We start from the raw sequence: 19,928 nt of genomic DNA, 5'->3' as shown, positions 1-19,928 counted from the left end.
CACGCCAAACCGCTTTTGCATGGCGTGCTCTTCTCATTTCGACATCACTGTTTGCTAATCAATCACGCCTGCCGCGCGATAAAGCTGAATATGCACCTCTACCAGCGCTGCAATATCTCTTTGGTAGCCTCCACCAATTACCGCAGCAATCGGAACGCCTAAACGCTCGGCTAACGCAAAGACTTGCGTATCTCTCTCGTACACGCCTTGCGTAGAAATATGTAAATGACCAAGGTCGTCGTTTACATGCACATCAACGCCTGCGTCATAGATGATGGCATCGGGCTGAAATTGTCTCATTACCATCGTTAGCGCTTGTTCTAGCGTAGTTAGATACTCATCGTCTTCGGTGCCCTTATCGAGCCCTATATCAATATCGGAACGCTGCTTTCTGTGAGGGAAGTTCTTTTCACCATGAATAGATAAGGTAAAAATATCACGGTCGTTTTCGGCAAGTTTTGCTGTGCCATCGCCTTGATGCACATCCAAATCGACAATAAGCACATTTTCAACGGACGGGGTTTGCTGCATAGTTTTCGCTGCCAAATATAAATCGTTGAACAAGCAAAAACCTGAACCAAAATCAGCAAACGCGTGATGATACCCGCCCGTTAAATTCAATGCTTTTCCATGCTCTAGCGCTAGCTTGGCTGTTAAACAGGTTCCAGCGACGGCAGTACGGGTACGCTCAATCAGCTGCTGCGACCAGGGAAAGCCTATGCGGCGCATGGCTTTCCTATCTAATGCGCCAGTACTTAGTGCATCAACATAGTCCGGATCGTAATAGGCTGTGAGAAAAGAAAGATCAACCGGTGATGGAGTAACAAAACGCGATGCTTCCACACCACGATTTAACAATTCATCGCGAATACCTACGTACTTCTCGATGGGAAATCGGTGTCGCTCAGGAAGATCTAACTGGCTATAAATAGGATGAAATACGAGTGGTGTTGTCATTATTATCAATACTGGTTTAGGACGTGCGCATCTATAACAGATAAAAGAAAAGGAGCGTGAACATTGTTCAAACACTCCCTTTTAACGTGTTTATACTGACAAAGCACAGTTAGCGGGTCAAACTGTTCACCACCTTTTCAACATTTTCTGACATACTTTTCATTGAGCGTGACATGTCATCACGCTGAGCAAGTTGATGATATTTTTCAGATGATGTGACCACATTACTGATAATTGTTTCCACCTGCTGAAGTACAGCCTCTTGCTCATCTGCGGCTTCGTTAAGCGCCACAACTACGCTGGCGGTTTCTTGAATATCCCTCACCACGTTATTGAGTGTTTCAAGCGCTGTCGCTGCTTCTGCTGCGTTTGTGTCTGACAGCTGCTTGCCTGACGACATCGCCGCAACGGCCCCTTTTGCTTCAGCTTCAAAGCTACTTAAAATGTCGTTAATTTCCTTGGTCGACTGCTGTGTTTTAGCTGCAAGTGCTCGAACCTCGTCGGCTACCACAGCAAAACCACGGCCATGCTCACCTGCCCTAGCAGCTTCAATTGCTGCGTTTAGAGCCAGCAGGTTAGTCTGATCGGCAATTTCGTTAATAACATTTACCACTTTTAGAATATTGGTACTGCGGCTTTGCAGTTCTGACACGATATTACTAGATTCGGTTACCGTTTTTGCTAGTTGCTTAAAGCCTGCATTGGCGCTTTCAAACGTGGCATAACAACTTGCCACGTTCTTTTCTGAGTTATTTGTCGCCACAGCAACTTGGTCGGTGATTGCCACTAAATTTTGCACAATCTCTTTAAGTTTATCCGTACTGCTATCAAGCGAGCGCGACGCATCCCGTTGTCCATTGGCGCCTTCCATAATGGATTGACTGACGTTACCGAGGGTGCCAAACGCCTTCTCCATTTCGGTCTCCGCTTGTTGAAGCTGCGCAACCGAATCTTTTAATTTGTTTTGTAATGCCCTGGCAGATTCTGCCAGCATGCCCAATTCATGGTCGCTGGAATACGTTAACGCGTAGTCGTAACGGCTATGAGCCAAGTTAGATATACACGCCGCAACCTGCTTCGTTGGTTTAATAACCTGAGAGCGCAAACGAGCAATCACATAAGCAACAGAAAGCACAGAAAGCGCAATTGCTGCCAGTAGAATTATCCAGAGCATAGTGCGCGTATTGGCTTTAAGTTCAGCAATCGCATTCGCTGAATCGGCTGCAATTTCCGCCGCGATACCTGAGAGGAGCTTAGCAGGCTCTCTATCAATACCTCGAACAAAGCTATCTCCAACCTTTGGATCAAACCCTGAGTTAATAAATGCGTCGTATCCTTCACGGTATTTCTCGGCCATGACTGCATGGGCTTTTTGAAATTGCCTGATATCTGACTTCACGCTTTCACTTATCACACTACTTGATAGCATCAGGTCAAACTGGCGAGTGATGTCGGCCTCTCTCTGCTTGAATCGCTCCCAGTATTTTTCTCGGTCGTCTTTTTTGTGGCCACGCAACAATACGTTCTTCCACTCTTGCACTTGAGTTTTGAAAGTACTTAGCGTGGTATTGACGTCTCGTTCTGACTGAACAAGGGTGTTTTCTAACTCATCGAATGAATTAAGTAACGAGAAAGACTTTAGAATTGAGGCACCGTTTAATAGTACAAGAATTAAAAAGCTGGCGAGAACAGGCGTCATCACCAAACGGCTGATGCTTGTGTAATTGAACACGGCTTAACCTTTAGTATAAATTTAAAGAAGGACGTCGCCATTAAATGATATTTTTATGACGGTATGGTTACAAATTTGGTATGAATCAACATACCAATATATGCGAAAATATACACTCTTATAGTAACAGGCTTATTAACTTGCTCTTTTTTAAGTAGATACAAAAAAAGAGCCCGAAGGCTCTCTTTTCATTTCGGTAAATTTACACCCGTTTACTCCCACTCAATCGTAGCAGGTGGCTTACCAGAAATGTCGTAGACCACACGACTAATGCCGTCAATTTCATTGATAATGCGATTAGACACTTTACCTAGGAAGTCGTAGGGTAAATGTGCCCAGTGAGCTGTCATGAAATCGATGGTTTCTACTGCACGAAGGCTTACTACCCAGTCGTATTTACGCGCATCACCCATTACGCCAACTGAGCGCACTGGAAGGAATACGGTAAAAGCTTGGCTTACTTTTTGGTATAGGTCAGCTGCATATAGCTCTTCAATGAAGATAGCGTCAGCACGACGTAGTAAGTCGCAATATTCTTTCTTAATTTCACCAAGTACACGAACACCTAGACCCGGACCAGGGAACGGGTGACGGTAAAGCATGTCGTACGGTAAACCTAGCTCAAGGCCGATTTTGCGTACTTCGTCTTTAAAGAGTTCACGCAGTGGCTCAACAAGACCTAGCTCCATATCTTCTGGAAGACCACCCACATTGTGGTGCGACTTAATTACGTGCGCTTTACCCGTTGCAGAACCCGCTGATTCAATAACGTCTGGGTAAATAGTACCTTGCGCTAACCACTTCGCGTTTTCACGCTTACCCGCTTCTTCGTCAAATACACGAACGAACTCATTACCAATAGCTTTACGTTTAAGCTCAGGATCTTCAATGCCTTTTAGGCGATCAAGGAAACGCTCTTCAGCGTCTACACGGATAATGTTTAAACCGAAATGGTCACCAAACATTTCCATTACCTGATCAGCTTCATTTAAGCGAAGCAGGCCATTATCTACAAACACACAAGTAAGTTTGTCACCTATCGCGCGGTGAAGCAGCATGGCTGTTACTGAAGAATCTACGCCGCCTGAAAGGCCAAGAATAACTTCTTCATCGCCCACCTTTTCTTTTATGCGCTCTATGGCATCGTCAATAATTGCGCCAGCTGTCCAGAGCTTTTCACACTTACAGATGTCCATCACAAAGTGAGTTAATAGACGCATGCCTTGGCGAGTGTGAGTCACTTCAGGGTGGAACTGCACGCCATAGAATTGCTTCTCTGCGTTATACATTGCAGCATGTGGGCATGAAGCGGTTTGCGCGATGGTTTCAAAACCTTCGGGAATAGCTGCCACTTTATCGCCGTGGCTCATCCATACATCAAGCAGCGCCGCGCCGTTATCACCTATCGCATCTTCAATTTTATCCAGCAGCGGGCTTGGTTTAATCACTTCTACTTGCGCATAACCAAATTCACGCTTGTCTGAACCCAGTACGCCACCACCTAGCTGTTGTGCCATGGTTTGCATGCCATAGCACACGCCTAGCACTGGCACGCCGGCTTCAAATACGTAGTCGGGCGCGCGTGGTGAGCCTTCTTCGGTTACTGACTCTGGGCCACCTGACAGAATAATCCCTTGAGGATTAAATTCGCGGATTTGCTCTTCGGTCACATCCCAAGCCCAAAGCTCACAGTAAACGCCTATTTCGCGAACACGACGTGCTATCAACTGCGTGTATTGCGAGCCAAAATCCAAAATAAGTATGCGTTGGTCGTGGATATTTGTGGTCATGTTTTATTTTTACCCGTTAAATAAAAGAACAAAGGCTGGTGTAGTACCAGCCTCGCAGTCGTCGGTCGCCTTAACCTAAACGGTAATTTGGCGCTTCTTTGGTAATGCTTACATCGTGCACGTGGCTCTCGCCCATTCCGGCTGAAGTTACGCGCACAAATTGTGCCTTGGTATTGAGCTCTTCAATCGTTGCGCAGCCCGTTAAGCCCATGGCTGAGCGCAAGCCGCCCATTTGCTGATGGATAATATTAGCAATTGGACCTTTGTACGCTACGCGGCCTTCAATACCTTCTGGTACTAATTTCTCAGCGTTATCAGAATCTTGGAAGTAACGGTCTGACGAACCGTGGCTTTGATCCATAGCGCCTAGTGAACCCATACCGCGATATGACTTGTAATAACGGCCTTGGAAAAGTTCTACTTCGCCTGGCGCTTCTTCAGTACCTGCTAGCATGCTGCCAACCATTACGCAGCTTGCGCCAGCAGCCAACGCCTTAGCAATGTCACCCGAAAAACGAATACCGCCGTCAGCGATTACTGGAATGTCAGTATCTTTAAGCGCTTCTACTGCATCTGATACCGCAGTAATTTGAGGCACACCGCAACCGGTTACGATACGGGTAGTACAAATTGAACCAGGGCCAATTCCCACTTTAACAGCATCTACGCCGGCATCGGCAAGTGCTTTCGCGCCATCGCCCGTCGCAACGTTTCCCGCAATAATTTGTACATCTGGATAGTCTGCACGTACCTTTTTCACGCGGTCAATAACACCTTGCGAGTGACCGTGAGAGGTATCGATAAGTAGAACGTCAACGCCTGCATCTACAAGTAGTGCAATACGTTCGTCAGTACCTGGTCCAACGCTTACCGCAGCACCAACACGTAGGCGACCAAGCGAGTCTTTACATGCGTTAGGCTTGTTTTCTGCTTTTTGGAAGTCTTTAACAGTGATCAGGCCTGTAAGCTTAAACGCGTCGTCGACGACAAGAATTTTCTCAATGCGGTGTTCGTGCATAAGATCTAACACCACATCAGAGCTTGCACCTTCTTTAACGGTAACCAGATCATCCTTACCGGTCATTACGTTTCTAATAGGCAAATTCAAACGCTTTTCAAAGCGAAGATCGCGGCCTGTCACAATACCAATTAGGTTATTATCTTTGTCAGTCACCGGGAAGCCAGAGTAACCAAGACGCTTAGAAAGCGCGATAACTTCACCAATGGTCGCATTCTCTTCAACCGTTACCGGGTCAGATACCACACCACTTTCGTATTTCTTAACTTCACGTACGTGTTTGGCTTGCTCTTCGGGCTTCATGTTTTTATGAATGAAACCAATACCACCCTCTTGGGCTAGCGCAATAGCTAGACGGGCTTCAGAAACCGTGTCCATGGCAGCAGACACCATTGGAATATTTAACGTTACGCCACGCGTAAGGCGTGTTTGTAAGTTGGCTGTGTGAGGGAGGACGGTCGAGTGGCCGGGAACCAGCAACACATCGTCGAACGTCAGGGCTTCTTGGATGATACGTAGCATGCAACAACACCTATTCAGTTGAGGGTTAATTGCGGCGCAATTGTAGTGTTTTTTAGTTTTCAGGTAAACTCTAAATGTATTAAACCCAGTGATTTTTTTTATGTTTACAAATTCGCCATCTACGTCTCGACAAATTTTAACAGTTACCAAGCTAAATCGCTTAGCCAGAACCGTACTGGAAGGCGAAATTGGCCTTATTTGGCTATCTGCCGAAATATCCAACTTTGTGGCAGCCGCATCAGGGCATTGGTATTTCACGCTGAAAGACAACAAAGCCCAAGTTCGCGCAGCCATGTTCAAGGGATCAAACCGCAATGTTCGCATTCGCCCTAAAGAAGGCGACAAAATTTTAGTGCGAGCGTCGGTTGGCCTTTACGAAGCACGCGGCGACTATCAACTGGTTGTCGAACACATGGAAAGCGATGGCGAAGGTGCACTTAAGCAAGCGTTCGAAGCCCTAAAGTTCAAACTCAACAATGAAGGCTTGTTCGATACTGCTAACAAGCGAGCGCTACCTGAACGTATTAATCGCATCGGCGTAATAACTTCATCAAGCGGTGCAGCGCTTCACGATGTATTAAGTGTATTAAAACGACGCAGCCCACAAACCGAAATCATTGTTTATCCGTCGATGGTTCAGGGTGAAACCGCACCTTTACAGTTAATTAATGCGTTGAGAACGGCTAACCACCGCGCAGAAGTGGATGTGCTGTTACTTACGCGAGGCGGCGGTTCATTAGAAGACTTGTGGTGTTTTAATGATGAAAGCTTAGCAAGAGCAGTCGCTGCAAGTGCCCTTCCCATAGTTAGCGCCGTGGGTCATGAAGTAGATTTCACAATAAGCGACTTCGTCGCTGATGTTCGCGCCCCTACCCCATCTGCAGCCGCAGAAATCTTAAGTCAGGACTCTACAGCTCTGTATCAAACGTTGCATCAGCAAAAACAACGCTTAGCAAGGGCAATACATCAATACCTTCAAGCTAGTAAACAGCAGCTTGTCTTAAAGAAACAACGGCTAAATGCATTGCATCCACAAAGTCGCATTCAGTCGCAGTGGCAAACGTTAGACAGACTACAACTTCGTTTAGCGCATAAGATGCAAAACGACTTGGCAAAAGCAGAGAAGCGATTACAAGGTCTTGATTACAGGCTAAACAAACAATCGCCATCAGCAAACGTGGCGCGTGCAAAAGACAAACTGAATTACGCTAGCACCAAGCTCTTATCAAGCATGAATACACTCATTAGAAGCAAAAAAAATGAACTTGGTGGTAAAGTTAGCCTCTTACAATCCGTAAGTCCTCTTTCAACGCTCGCCCGTGGTTACAGCATTACTTTGTCCGACAAAGCAGCCATTAATAGCGTGAATAAAGTAAATGTAGGTGATGAGATAAAATCTCGGGTGACTGACGGAGAAATAACCAGTACAGTGACACACATTCAACGGCAATAGGTAGCCTTAAGTATTATGCCCGTTCATGTAAACGCGTTTTCCTTTTCCAGTATTTACCAGCGGGCCTGTGCATTTTGGAGCCTAAAGTCACAGCGGTTCGCTGTACCAAAAATTTTGACACCTTTGTGCGTTTTTGTTCTGTTACTAGTGCCTGACTTCACCTTTGCTTCTATGGTCAATCAACCTGTCTCTGTTTTTTCTACCTACCCGAGCGAGACGTTACTCAGGGCTTGTGGAGCCCAGCGAGCATTAAGCGAAGCTAATGCTTCTCAATCCACTAATTTGTGTTTTGAAGATGCTATTTCGCCCGACAGCTTTATTAAACTCCTAAGCGAATCAGGAGAGTTCAGTCATTTGTTTCCTTATGGCGAAGGAAACGACTACGAACTATTGATTGCTAATGTTGGCGCAGCGCCTGGCATGCATCGACAGCACGCAAAACAATTTGCAGAATTCACTTTACAATGGCGAGGGATAGAAATTGACTCATCTTCATTTGATGCGAGTGCTCTAGAAAACACAGATGTGAAAACGGAAACCGCTTTAGCCGAAGAAGAAGCTCAATCGTTGATTGCCCGCTGGATTCAACATGCCAAACATTCTGGATTATTTACCAGCCAGTTTTTGTTCGATGCGCTAGAAGCTAGCGACTATAAGGGTGGATTACAGGTACCAAACGCCATTGGCGACTTCACTAAATTAGATACTCAGTTATATCCAGACCCGTTTAACGGTGCAATTACTCGCTATATACACCCTGAATTTGAAGATGCGCTCGTTGATGTCACCGTATATCCCTTTTTAGATCAGCTTTCTTCAGATGAAAACGAGCTACTTCCTAAGCAACTAGAAAGTGATCTGCAAAGAGCTAGTGCTACAGCCGATTTACAACAGTTAACATTGTCTCAAATCAGTCCAGCCTCACGCTACGAGGTTAACAGCGCATTAAGAGGATGGAGATTGGGGCTGAGCGCGGCATCTGAAACATCACCAACAATTTACGCGACAACCTATGTCTTTAAGCTACAAGATAAAATCGTAAAAGTGTCTACGACTTTTCCTCCTGACTTTTCAGACAATATTGTTAATCAATTGATTGTTAACGTAGAAGTTCCGCAAGAGTCTGAAATGATGAAAAAGGTTCGCTCTCTGCTTTTAGAAAGCGCCAATTGATACCATAGAAAAGATTAGTTGTATCACTAGTTGCTAAACTTTGGCCAATGGGTAAGAGCGAACCGTTGCTGTTTTTATTTTTCAATAAACCGCATTACAGGATTAATTGACTTACGTTTCACGTCACTGCTTAAAATGTGAACTTTCGCCTGTTCTCTCGGTTTATACCTATCAAACCAATTGTAAACTTGGTCTTTTTGAAGCGGCTGCTTCGCTGAGTGTAATTTTTCCACTGACATCATTCTTCCTTTGTCTGGATTATAAACGGTCGAAATTGTAATAATCGATAGACGTTACACTCATTTTTTGATTACTTTTCTTCTGTTTGATAATAAGAACAAAAGCCCCGCGCCAAATAAGCTAAATGCCGCTGGCTCAGAAACACTAGTGGCTGTCGGGGCGTAATCGAACTCTACGAACACTTTACCCCAAGAACCCGTTGAGAATTCATTTGTAAAGCTACCCGTTCCCCCGTCTACTTGATTAAATACGTTCGTTCTCGCATCCGTTGAAAACAAAAATTCGATTGGAGTTCCGGCTAGAAAGGCCGACAAGTCTACGTTTGCTAGCATCCCCGACCGTTCGCCTGTTGTCACATCAAACTCAAATTCGGCAGAATCTTCACCTGGAATCATTGTGAATGTCCCCTCTGGTGAGCTTTGTGCAGAGACAAGCGGATTAACGAAATTTGCTTGTTCAAATACAAACGTATCAGCTACGCTACTGGATACTTGCCAGTTCGACGCTAGAAAGATATCTACGTCAGTGCGACCTGCTTCAGAGCTTCCATTAACGGATCTTCCTTCGCTGTCTATCTGTCCATAGACCGTTATATTTACAGCGTTCAATGTACCCAGTGTTTGATCAAATGCGTCAATAAACACACTTTCCGATAGCGGCGATACTTCTGCCACGTCGAAAGGACTTCCTTGTTCACCAAAGGATACTTCTTGCGTAATAATTGCTGCTTTTATTGGCATTGTAGTCGCTGCGATGATGGCAGCGGCAATAATTCGCTTATTCATAAATTCATCCTGCTCATATAGTTAGAATTACCCCGACGGTCGAAGGGGCTCCCTGTGACTGCAAGAAAGAAACCATAGATTAATTTATGTGCAATACCGCATGTAGCATGGGTTAACAAAATTTAAGGTTATATTATGAAAGCTAAAAATTATTCACTGATAGAAAATATTACACTTTAGTTGTAATTATGACCGACAGAATATAGTTTGGCACGGCTGATGCTTTAGTAAAATCAGCAAAGGAGGGTTGAAACTTAGGTAGGCTGATGCAATGCATGCAGTACACTGATAACGCTATAGATACTTGGGTATGTTAACGCGGCAAAAACTAGCGTGGTAAGAAAGAGACATTAATACTTTTTTTAATAGCGGACTTGTACATCACTACGCTAATAAGCGCAGCGATGTACTTAACAAGGCTACTTTTTATCTTTGTAATAAGACATCATACGACGGCGCTTGCGCTGCTGCGCCAAGGTCAAATTAGCCTTTTTACCTTCAAACGGGTTGTTGCCTTCTCTGAATTCTATCTTGATAGGCGTGCCCATAATTTCTAGCGCTTTTCTGAAATAGTTCATCAAGAAACGCTTATAAGAGCTTGGTAAGTCATCCACTTGATTACCGTGAATAACAATAACCGGTGGGTTGTAACCACCTGCGTGAGCATACTTCATTTTAACTCGGCGACCACGCACCAGCGGAGGCTGATGGTCATCCTGAGCCATTTCCATAATTTGTGTAAGCAGCGCGGTATTAATACGCTTGGTCGCGCTCATATACGCTTCTTGTACAGACTCAAATAAATTACCAACACCCGAACCATGAAGCGCAGAAATAAAATGAATTCGAGCGAAGTCGATAAAGCCTAAACGACGGTCCATCTCGCGCTTTATGTCGTCTTTCACGTCAGTACTTAATCCGTCCCATTTGTTCACGGCAACTACTAATGAACGACCTGAATTAAGCACAAAGCCTAATAGGCTAAGATCTTGGTCGGTAATACCTTCTCTGGCATCAATAACCAATAGCACTACGTTAGCTTCTTCAATTGCCTGAAGAGTTTTAACAATAGAGAACTTCTCTACGACTTCACTAATTTTCTTACGCTTTCTCACGCCCGCGGTATCGATTAGGATATATTCACGCTCATCCCTTTCCATTGGAATGTACACGCTGTCACGGGTGGTGCCTGGCATGTCGAATACCACCACGCGCTCTTCACCTAAAATGCGGTTTGTCAGTGTCGACTTACCCACGTTGGGCTTACCTACGATAGCAAGTTTGATAGGTAACTCTTGAAGGCGTTGACGCTGCGTTTCAGCATCCTCTTCTTCTTCAGGCTCCTCATCGACAATTTCCATGTCCGGGAAATCAGATTCAAGTGGCTTTAAGGCGTCCTGCAGCAATTGGCTAACACCGCGACCGTGCGCCGCAGCAATTTGCTTAATATCACCTAAGCCTAAGGAGTAAAATTCCGCACTTTCGCTATCGCCGTCAATTCCATCAACCTTGTTCGCCACAACAAACACTTTTTTGTTTATGCGTCGAAGATGATCAGCAATACCTTGGTCGGCTGGCAGCATACCTGCTCTGGCGTCAACCAAAAACAATACGACATCAGCCTCTTCTATAGCTAACAAAGACTGTTGTGCCATTTCAGCATCAATGCCCTCTTCATCGCCCGTAATACCGCCGGTATCCACTACTATGAACTGGCGCTTTTCAAATTTCGCTTGGCCGTATTTACGGTCGCGAGTTAGCCCCGGATAGTCAGCAACTAGTGCATCACGGGTATTTGTAAGGCGATTAAACAAGGTTGACTTACCAACATTAGGGCGGCCAACCAAAGCAACAACGGGTAACATTTATCAGATCCTAGGGGTCATGAAAGCTAAAAAAGCACAAGCCGCATACACCATCTATTACAACTAACGTTCGGGAGCTGTATTCTCTAACGAGAGGTGAATTACTATGAGGCTTTTGAGAATGGGCGCATTATACCTTGTTCACTACCTAATACCAATGGCGTTCAATAACACGAAGAGAAACCGTCTACCCATTGATAATGGCCAAGTTTAGGCCCGAAAAAACCGCGGGGTATAAAAAAAGGCGCTTCAAGCACCTTTTCTGTTTAAATATTAGCGAAACGTTCCTGTTACTTTGGAACTTGCACCGACGCTATTACGCCATTACGTGTTACCGCTATAATCTTATCATCAACCTTCAACGGCGCAGCATAGATTGAATCATCTTCGTCATCGCCCCCCACATCTAGGCGTGCAACAACTTCACCTGTTTCTTGTTCAATCCAGTGTAGAAAGCCCCAGTTGTCACCAACAACCACATGGTCGCCTACTGGAGTAGCAGCCGTTAATGAGCGATGCTTAAGTGAACCTTGAGACCAAAGCTCTACGCCGTTTCGTCTATCAAGGGCATAAACGTTAGAGTTGTTGTCTACAACAAAAATTTTATTGCCGTCGATATTCAAATTGCGAAACGATGCATATTCACGTTTCCAAATTACACGACCTGAACGTAACTCTACAGCAGCTAATGTTCCGTTGTAAGAAACCGTGTAAACCGTGCCGCCAAATAAAACAGGTGTTGTGTCGATATCAACAATACGCTCTAACTCTGTTGCACCAGAAGGCGTTGCAATTACCGTTTCCCACGCAAGTACGCCTGTTTCGATAAGATTAACCTGAATTTTACCTGTAGGTGTGCCGATGATAGCACCACCGTTAGATGCGATTGGGCCAGAAATACCACGTAATGTTAGCGGAGGAGTATCACCTTCGTGTCTCCACAACTGTTCACCAGTGCGGGTATTGAAACCAAATAAGCTACCAGCACCCGTGTTAACCACTAAGATACCTTCATCAGCTGCCGGAGCCGCTAAAACCTCACCGGGAACAGACGCATCCCAAACCAACTCTCCGGTTTCTGCATCCATTGCAGCTACATAGCCGTTTTCTGTACCAATGAATACGTGTCTGTCTGCTACGGCGATACCACCAATACGTGCAGTCTCACCGCTACGCCACAAATTAGTGACTGAGCTTAGCATGCCCTCAGAGCGAAACTGTGCGAAATCTTTCTCCCACAACACCTTACCCGACTCAGGGTCCATCGCGACAACGGCGCCATGGCGATCGGCAGCATAAAGCTTGTCATAGGCATAAACAGGGCGAAGACGAGAGAAGTAATGATTAACGCCATCACCAATATCGCGATCCCACACTAATTTAGGTGTAAATTTAGCCTCAATAGGCTTTAAACGACGAATCTCTAATTCTTCGTCATCTGCAAACCAGTCTGAAATAGTTGAGCAGCCAGACATTGTGATAGACACCGCGAGTGCCATACCTATCGTGCGAGCAAATCGACCATTACGGCCACACGTATTGTGAAACAAATTGCGTACCTCTTTATTATTTATACCAGCCCTAAAGCTTTCGCTTATTGCGCAGCAGATACCGATAGGTTATCTAACTTCATTTGTAAAAGCGGATTGTTGGCATTTTTTTCTAACGCATTTGAATAAGCTAAGCGAGCATCATCAAACTTGCCTTGTTTTTGATACACATCGCCTTTTAATTCAGAAACTTCTGCTGAAAATGCGTCATTTGTTACATTGCTAAGCGTAGACAACGCCGCGTCCAGCTGGTTCATTTCAATTTGCACACGCGACAAACGAAGTGAGGCAAGCACTTTCAATTCATCATTTTCGGCAAAGGTTACTACGCTATTTAGGTGAGAAGCTGCAGCGTCTAAATCACCGGCATCTACCGCTTGCTTAGCAGCAAGAAGGCTGGCAATGCTCGCATAACCACTGTCTTTGTTCTCTTCGATAAAAGCTTTAACTTTTGCGTCGCTGCCTTCTGTACCGAATGTTTCTACGGCATTTTGATAGGCAACCGATGCCGCTTCTTTAGTTTCAATTTGCGCTTCTGAATACGCTCTCCAGCCCCAAAGGCCACCTAGACCAAGCGCTGCACCGACAATAATTGCAGTACCGTGCTCTTTCCAAAAACGTTTAATCGCTTCTACTTGTTGTTCTTCTGTTGCGAACTGTTCCATGATGTCCTCTTTTTATTTTGCGCTCAGCATCTCTGCAACCTTATCAGATAAGGTGTCGAAGCTGACTGTAACTTGTTCTTGACCATCGCGTAGTGGTTTAACACCTACTTCGCGAGACTGCATTTCGTCATTGCCTAAAAGCAGCGCTAAACGTGCACCTGTTTTATCTGCACGCTTTAGTTGTTTTTTAAAGTTGCCGCCGCCACAGTGCATCATTATGCGTGTATTAGGAAGCGTATTTCGAAGATGTTCTGCTACCTCAATAGCGTATGACTGTGCCTCTTCGCCCATCGCCGTTACGTAAACATCTGCGAAGCTCGAGTCCTGACCTTCTTCGGTTAACGTGGTTAGCAACAGTACCAAACGTTCAATGCCCATAGCAAAACCAACTGCAGGCGTTGCTTTGCCCCCGAGTTGCTCTACCAAGCCATCGTAACGGCCTCCAGCACACACTGTACCTTGGGCTCCCAGGCTGTCTGTCACCCACTCAAACACGGTACGGTTGTAGTAATCTAATCCGCGCACTAGTCGAGGATTTATTTCAAACTCAATGCCTGCTTGCGTTAAGCGCGAACACAAGGTTTCAAAATGCACTTTAGATTCTTCATCAAGATGATCGATTAGCGCTGGCGCATCGGCAATAGCAGCTTGAACATCAGGGTTCTTTGAATCGAGTACGCGAAGTGGATTCGTTTCAAGTCGACGCAGAGAATCTTCGTCGAGCTGGTCTGCACGCTGTTTTAAGAAATCAACCAGCGTATCGCGATATGCAGCACGCGCTTCATTTGAACCTAACGTATTTATTTGAAGTTTTACGTGCTGCTCAATACCAAAAGCTTTCCAAAAGCGTGCACTAAGAAGAATCACTTCTAAGTCGATGTCAGGGCCGTCCATACCGTAGGTCTCTACACCGAACTGATGGAACTGGCGATAACGCCCTTTTTGTGGACGTTCATGACGGAACATTGGCCCCATGTACCACAGGCGTTGCTGCTGGTTGTACAATAAGCCGTGCTCGTTTCCTGCGCGCACGCAACTTGCCGTACCTTCTGGACGTAGCGTTAAGCTGTCGCCATTTCTATCTTCGAAGGTATACATTTCTTTTTCAACGATATCGGTAACTTCACCGATAGAGCGCTTGAACAAGTCGGTGCTTTCAACGATGGGAGTACGTATTTCCTGGTAACCATAACTCGCCACAACCTGACGAAGTACAGATTCTACCTTCTGCCATGTACCGGAAATCTCCGGTAGGCAGTCATTCATGCCTCGAATTGCCTGAATAGTCTTAGCCACGTGAAATTCTCATACTGCTAAATAGTGAAAAGCCCCGCATTATAGGGGCTTTGGGAATAAACAACAATGAACAAAAAATGTCTCAGTCTTTAACCGAGACCTGAATTTTATTTTGTTCACTCATACGCGATGCTTTGGCGCGAATCTTAGCTTCAAGCTTATCCACTAGATCGTCGTTAGGAAGACGTTCTTTAACGCGCTTACCGTCTTCATATAGGCCGCTCATGTTACGTGCGCCAGTGAGGCCCAAATCAGATACTTCTGCTTCGCCTGGGCCGTTAACCACGCAACCGATGATAGAGACATCCATTGGCGTAAGAATATCTTCCAATCGCTGCTCAAGAGCATTCACTGTGCCGATTACATCGAATTCTTGTCGTGAACAACTCGGGCAAGCAATAAAGTTTATACCGCGCGAGCGAATACGCAGTGACTTCAGAATATCAAAGCCTACCTTGATTTCTTCCACCGGATCAGCGGCTAACGATACGCGCAACGTATCACCAATACCTTCAGCCAATAGCATACCTAAGCCAACTGCACTCTTCACGGCGCCGGCGCGCTGACCACCGGCTTCGGTAATACCTAAGTGAAGCGGCTGGTCTATTTTTTGTGCCAATAAACGATAGGCGCCAACAGCTAAGAAAACATCTGACGCTTTAACGCTGACTTTGAATTGATCGAAGTTAAGTTTGTCGAGAATATCCACATGACGCATTGCCGATTCAACCAGCGCTTCTGGCGTTGGCTCACCGTACTTCTCTTGTAAGTCTTTTTCTAACGAGCCACCGTTCACACCAATGCGAATAGGAATATTTTTGTCTTTTGCACAATCGACCACAGAGCGCACACGCTCCATATTACCTATGTTACCTGGGTTAATACGCAGACAATCTACGCCGTATTCAGCAACCTTAAGTGCGATACGGTAGTCGAAATGAATGTCTGCAACGAGTGGCACACTCACCTGCTTTTTAATTTCTTTAAATGCTTCAGCCGCTTCCATCGTGGGCACAGATACTCGAACGATCTCGCCACCCACAGCAACAATACGGTTTATTTGATCGACGGTCGCTGCCACATCTGTGGTCCGCGTATTCGTCATAGATTGAACAGCAATGGGAGCGCCATCACCAATGGGGACGTTACCTACATTAATACGCGTAGACTTTCTGCGCTTAATAGGGCTTTCTGCAAACATCTAATTACCTATAAAGGAAGTGCGAAGCGAGCTGTTTTACCGTTTTGGTATGAAGAAATATCAACAGACTCGCCGTTAACTGATATGCGCACATTATCCGGTGCACCGAGCGTAACTTCAACAGGAGGAACGCCTTGAATTTCCATAACTCGTCCTTTTAGCTTTACCCCATAGGCAATAGCTTCTCCAGACGCGTCTTTTATATTAACCCAACAGTCATCGTCGAAAGTGAAAACCATAGCAATTGGCGCTGCATCAGACTGACTATTCACATTAAGGTTGGGTTGGGGTTCGTTACTATTCGCAGAATCAACCAGAGCGGTTAGGTTATTGCTATCATTCACCTCTGTATCGGGTGCTGAGATTGCACCATCATTCAAGCTACCGTCTTGATTAAAACCGCTATCTTGGTCGCTGAACGCACCGCTGGTTTCTGAGTCTGAACTATTGCTCACGCCCGTGTCTAGCTGATTGTTTCCAGCCGTATCACCCTGCGACGACGAGGCGTCAGTAGTTACATTGTCGGTATCTGTGCCCGCCGATGGGACAGGCGTATTAGCGGCTTCTCGCTTAACAGCCTCACTAAGTGGCAGTTCAGCTACCGTGTCGTCACTAGGCTGTTGATACCACCACACGACAACGGCGGCAATGATAAGAAGTAAAATAACATAAGTTACCATCATCCACCTGTCATCGTGTGTCTGTTTTGCGACACGCTTTGAAAAGCTCTGTAATTTCTCTGAAGACGGTACAGATGTTTGATTGTGGAAGCGTTCGAATGCCTCAATAACTTCTTGAGAATTCATACCTAATTGCTTGGCATAATTTCTCACGTATCCTTTTGTAAAAGTCACCGAAGACTTTTCATCAATGACATCATTTTCTAAATCATTGATTTGTTTAGCTTTCAAAAATAATTTATCAGCAATATCTTGTTGAGACAAACCTAGCGTTTCACGGCGCGCTTTTAGCATTGCCCCTGGACTTGGCGTGTTTTCTTGTTGTTGCGAAGTGACTTCTTGATTCGCTTTTTCTTCCGACACCATTAAACCTTATTCCTCCTGCATACTCGGTGGTACTAACCAAAGCGTCTGACCAGCAATAATAGCGCCAGTATTTTCAAGGTTATTCCACTCTTGCAGTGTTGCCATTTTGATATTGTGCAATAAAGAAATACGATATAAGTTTTCACCTTCTTTTACTACATGGAATTTATCACTTTGCACAGATAATTCAGTATTTTGTGCTTTTTCCGGTGTGTTAGCTGTGGCTGTAGGAGCGTTGTCGGTGTTATTGCTCTGAGATTGACGCAGAGCGTCGTTGTCTTGGGCGACGCTCTTTTCATTTTCTTTATCGTTTGATGATGTTTGTGCAAGCCCGTCGGTATTTGTTTGGTTTGCGCTTATTTCTGTTTCAGAATCGTTTAACTGTGTAGATTTGACGGTTTTAACCACTCTGTTTTGCATACTTTCACGTTGCATTATGTAACGTTTAGTAAGCTCACTTTCAGGGAACAATGACATCATCATTTCGCCATAACCCTTTGCAGTCTCTAGGTCCCCTTTCCCTTTGGCTATTTCATAAGCTAACCACAATGAATCTGGCGTAACTTTGGCAACACGTTCGTATTTTCGTAACGTAGATTCAGCCAGTTCCCATTGCTCTGAAACCGTGTAAAGTTCACTGAGTAAGAATAGGCTTTTGCCCCTGGCAGGCTGATGTTTTAATGCGTCTTGAAAATAGCCGATCGCTTCATCTAGCTTACCTTGACTTTGCGCGCACAATGCCAAGTTCTCGTAGGTTTGCGCTGCGTTAGCGTAAAGCCTGTTATTTATCGCATCAAAGAAATACGCTTTGGCTTTTTCGTATTCGCCGTTTTGGCACTTAAACGCGCCATAACTGTTGGCAATATCGCCATTGTTAGGCGCTAGGTCGATAGCAGTTTCATAGTACTCTTCCGCTCGAAGGTTATCGCCCACCAGTTGATAGTAATATGCCATAGCGAACTGAACGTCTGCAGAGCGTGGATTAAACTCAAGCGCTTTGTCGAGGTTCTTTTTTGCCTGCGTGTAGTTGTTATTTTGAAGGTAGGTAAGACCAAGGGACATGCGTGTTTTGGCGGCTTCTTCGTGATCGAAGTTACCGCCATACAACCCTGACTGGCTATTACTGACACAGCCAGAAGTGAAAATAATCGCGCTTAAAAAGCCAATTTTAAGTGACGTTCGCAATCCCGCAACCATAGTCTTACCCTAATATCTTAATGATTATTGGGCCATTTTTACTGAAATTGCTTCGCCCTTCACCTGTTTTTTTAACATTCTTTTCGTTCTGTCTACCACATCACCCACTAATTGACCGCATGCTGCGTCGATATCATCACCTCGTGTTTTACGCACAACGGTTGTAAACCCATATTCCATAAGCACTTTTGCGAATCTATCAATACGCGAATTGCTCGAACATGTATAAGGCGAACCCGGGTAAGGGTTAAATGGTATTAAGTTTATTTTACTAGGTGTGTCTTTCAATACCTTTGCCAACTGGTGCGCTTGTTCAGTGCTGTCATTGATGTTTGAAAGCATAACGTATTCTACCGTCACACGGCCTTGGTTCGCTTTAGATTTGGCCAGATAACGACGTACGCCTGCTAAGAAGGCTTCGATATTGTACTTCTTATTGATAGGCACGATCTCGTTGCGCAACTCATCGGTGGGTGCGTGTAATGAAATAGCTAACGCTACGTCTATTTGGTCACCCAACATATCTAGCGCAGGTACTACACCAGATGTACTTAGCGTAACGCGGCGTTTAGACAGGCCGAAACCGAAATCGTCCAGCATAATATCCATGGCTGGTACAACGTTTTTAAGGTTAAGCAGTGGCTCACCCATACCCATCATTACTACGTTAGTGATAGGGCGTTTGCTTGAGTCTTTTGAAAGACCAAGGAAAGTAGCTACACGCCATACCTGACCAATAATTTCACTTACACTTAGGTTACGGTTAAACCCCTGCTGCGCCGTTGAACAGAAAGTACACTCTAGCGCGCAACCTACCTGTGATGACACGCAAAGCGTTGCACGGTCAGTTTCTGGGATCCAAACAGATTCAACTTCCTGACCACCTTCAAGGGTAAGTGCAAACTTAATAGTGCCGTCGCTCGCTTCTTGAAAGTATGCAATTTCAGGCGCTTTAATTTCGCAATTTTCAATGAGCATCGCGCGAAGGTTTTTATTGAGGTTACTCATTTCCTCGAAATCGCTGATACCGTGCTGGTAAATCCATTTCATCACCTGATCGGCACGAAACGGTTTCTCGCCCATTTCTTTGAAGAAATTGCGCAAGCCTTCGCGATTTAAGTTTAATAAGTTAGTTTTTGCCATGAATAAGATGACCCTTTTACCTTCGAGGGATGCCCCTCTTACTACTGAATACGGTGTAAAAACCAGCGATTCGACTATGTCTTGAACGAGATTTAAGAAAAAGAAAAGCGCTGATTAAAATTTGCGCGGATTTTACCACAGATGAGATTTGAGAAAAAGCCGATTTAACGCAGAGAAACGTTAAGTTTGGCAATGCGCGAGAAGCGTGGTTTAGCTCGCCTAAATGAGCGCCGAGCAAAGCAGCATAAAGCGTGCTCAGACGCTCAGAAACAAAAAACGGGGCTTATAGCCCCGT

General features: G+C 45.1%; 15 protein-coding genes. 2 read left to right on the top strand and 13 right to left on the bottom strand.

The annotated features are described in order from the left end of the window. Positions 1-54: 54 nt before the first annotated feature. From ACFI6L_RS18810 to guaB, 4 genes are all read right to left on the bottom strand, one after another. Positions 55-957 (bottom strand): histone deacetylase family protein, encoded by a 903-nt coding sequence (locus tag ACFI6L_RS18810; protein ID WP_110289231.1) that lies wholly within the window; start codon positions 955-957, stop codon positions 55-57. A gap of 109 nt (positions 958-1,066) precedes the next feature. Beyond that, positions 1,067-2,689, bottom strand: a complete 1,623-nt coding sequence (locus ACFI6L_RS18805) for a methyl-accepting chemotaxis protein (protein WP_014950156.1) — start codon at positions 2,687-2,689, stop codon at positions 1,067-1,069. 212 nt (positions 2,690-2,901) lie between these two features. Next, complete coding sequence (gene guaA / locus ACFI6L_RS18800; protein WP_462574606.1) at positions 2,902-4,479, bottom strand: glutamine-hydrolyzing GMP synthase; 1,578 nt, start codon at positions 4,477-4,479, stop codon at positions 2,902-2,904. Between the two features lie 70 nt (positions 4,480-4,549). Continuing rightward, positions 4,550-6,019 (bottom strand): IMP dehydrogenase, encoded by a 1,470-nt coding sequence (gene guaB / locus ACFI6L_RS18795; protein ID WP_014950158.1) that lies wholly within the window; start codon positions 6,017-6,019, stop codon positions 4,550-4,552. Between the two features lie 100 nt (positions 6,020-6,119). On the opposite strand from guaB, the gene xseA reads away from it, so the two are divergent. Continuing rightward, a complete protein-coding gene (gene xseA / locus ACFI6L_RS18790; RefSeq protein ID WP_239220140.1) occupies positions 6,120-7,472 on the top strand; it encodes an exodeoxyribonuclease VII large subunit in 1,353 nt (450 codons plus the stop codon). A gap of 15 nt (positions 7,473-7,487) precedes the next feature. After that, on the top strand, positions 7,488-8,645 hold the full coding sequence (locus tag ACFI6L_RS18785) for a hypothetical protein (RefSeq protein WP_239220139.1): 1,158 nt from the start codon (positions 7,488-7,490) through the stop codon (positions 8,643-8,645). 299 nt (positions 8,646-8,944) lie between these two features. On the opposite strand, the gene ACFI6L_RS18780 is transcribed toward ACFI6L_RS18785, so the two are convergent. The 9 genes from ACFI6L_RS18780 to rlmN all read right to left on the bottom strand — a co-directional run bounded on the left by ACFI6L_RS18780 (position 8,945) and on the right by rlmN (position 19,633). Further along, positions 8,945-9,670, bottom strand: a complete 726-nt coding sequence (locus ACFI6L_RS18780) for a choice-of-anchor E domain-containing protein (RefSeq protein WP_014950162.1) — start codon at positions 9,668-9,670, stop codon at positions 8,945-8,947. A gap of 419 nt (positions 9,671-10,089) precedes the next feature. Continuing rightward, positions 10,090-11,535 carry a ribosome biogenesis GTPase Der gene (gene der, locus ACFI6L_RS18775; RefSeq protein WP_462556690.1) on the bottom strand — a complete coding sequence of 482 codons (1,446 nt, stop codon included), beginning with the start codon at positions 11,533-11,535 and terminating at the stop codon, positions 10,090-10,092. Between the two features lie 290 nt (positions 11,536-11,825). Then, a complete protein-coding gene (bamB, locus tag ACFI6L_RS18770; RefSeq protein ID WP_462556693.1) occupies positions 11,826-13,085 on the bottom strand; it encodes an outer membrane protein assembly factor BamB in 1,260 nt (419 codons plus the stop codon). Between the two features lie 44 nt (positions 13,086-13,129). Further along, the gene (locus ACFI6L_RS18765; protein ID WP_014977028.1) at positions 13,130-13,750 is read right to left on the bottom strand and encodes a YfgM family protein; all 621 of its coding nucleotides are present in this window, start codon (positions 13,748-13,750) and stop codon (positions 13,130-13,132) included. Between the two features lie 12 nt (positions 13,751-13,762). Then, complete coding sequence (gene hisS / locus ACFI6L_RS18760) at positions 13,763-15,046, bottom strand: histidine--tRNA ligase (protein WP_014979825.1); 1,284 nt, start codon at positions 15,044-15,046, stop codon at positions 13,763-13,765. Positions 15,047-15,128: 82 nt separating this feature from the next. Further along, on the bottom strand, positions 15,129-16,247 hold the full coding sequence (ispG, locus tag ACFI6L_RS18755; protein ID WP_014950167.1) for a flavodoxin-dependent (E)-4-hydroxy-3-methylbut-2-enyl-diphosphate synthase: 1,119 nt from the start codon (positions 16,245-16,247) through the stop codon (positions 15,129-15,131). An 8-nt stretch (positions 16,248-16,255) separates the two neighbouring features. Continuing rightward, entirely contained in the window at positions 16,256-17,293 is a 1,038-nt protein-coding gene (locus ACFI6L_RS18750; protein WP_049588934.1) for a RodZ domain-containing protein, read from the bottom strand. A gap of 6 nt (positions 17,294-17,299) precedes the next feature. Beyond that, positions 17,300-18,490 (bottom strand): type IV pilus biogenesis/stability protein PilW, encoded by a 1,191-nt coding sequence (gene pilW / locus ACFI6L_RS18745; RefSeq protein WP_049588935.1) that lies wholly within the window; start codon positions 18,488-18,490, stop codon positions 17,300-17,302. A gap of 24 nt (positions 18,491-18,514) precedes the next feature. Then, positions 18,515-19,633 (bottom strand): dual-specificity RNA methyltransferase RlmN, encoded by a 1,119-nt coding sequence (rlmN, locus tag ACFI6L_RS18740; RefSeq protein WP_014977032.1) that lies wholly within the window; start codon positions 19,631-19,633, stop codon positions 18,515-18,517. Positions 19,634-19,928: the final 295 nt, after the last annotated feature.

The organism is Alteromonas sp. G4i35 (assembly GCF_054960375.1).
Note: the sequence above shows the minus strand (reverse complement) of the source record. Positions and strands in the feature narration are given on the sequence as shown.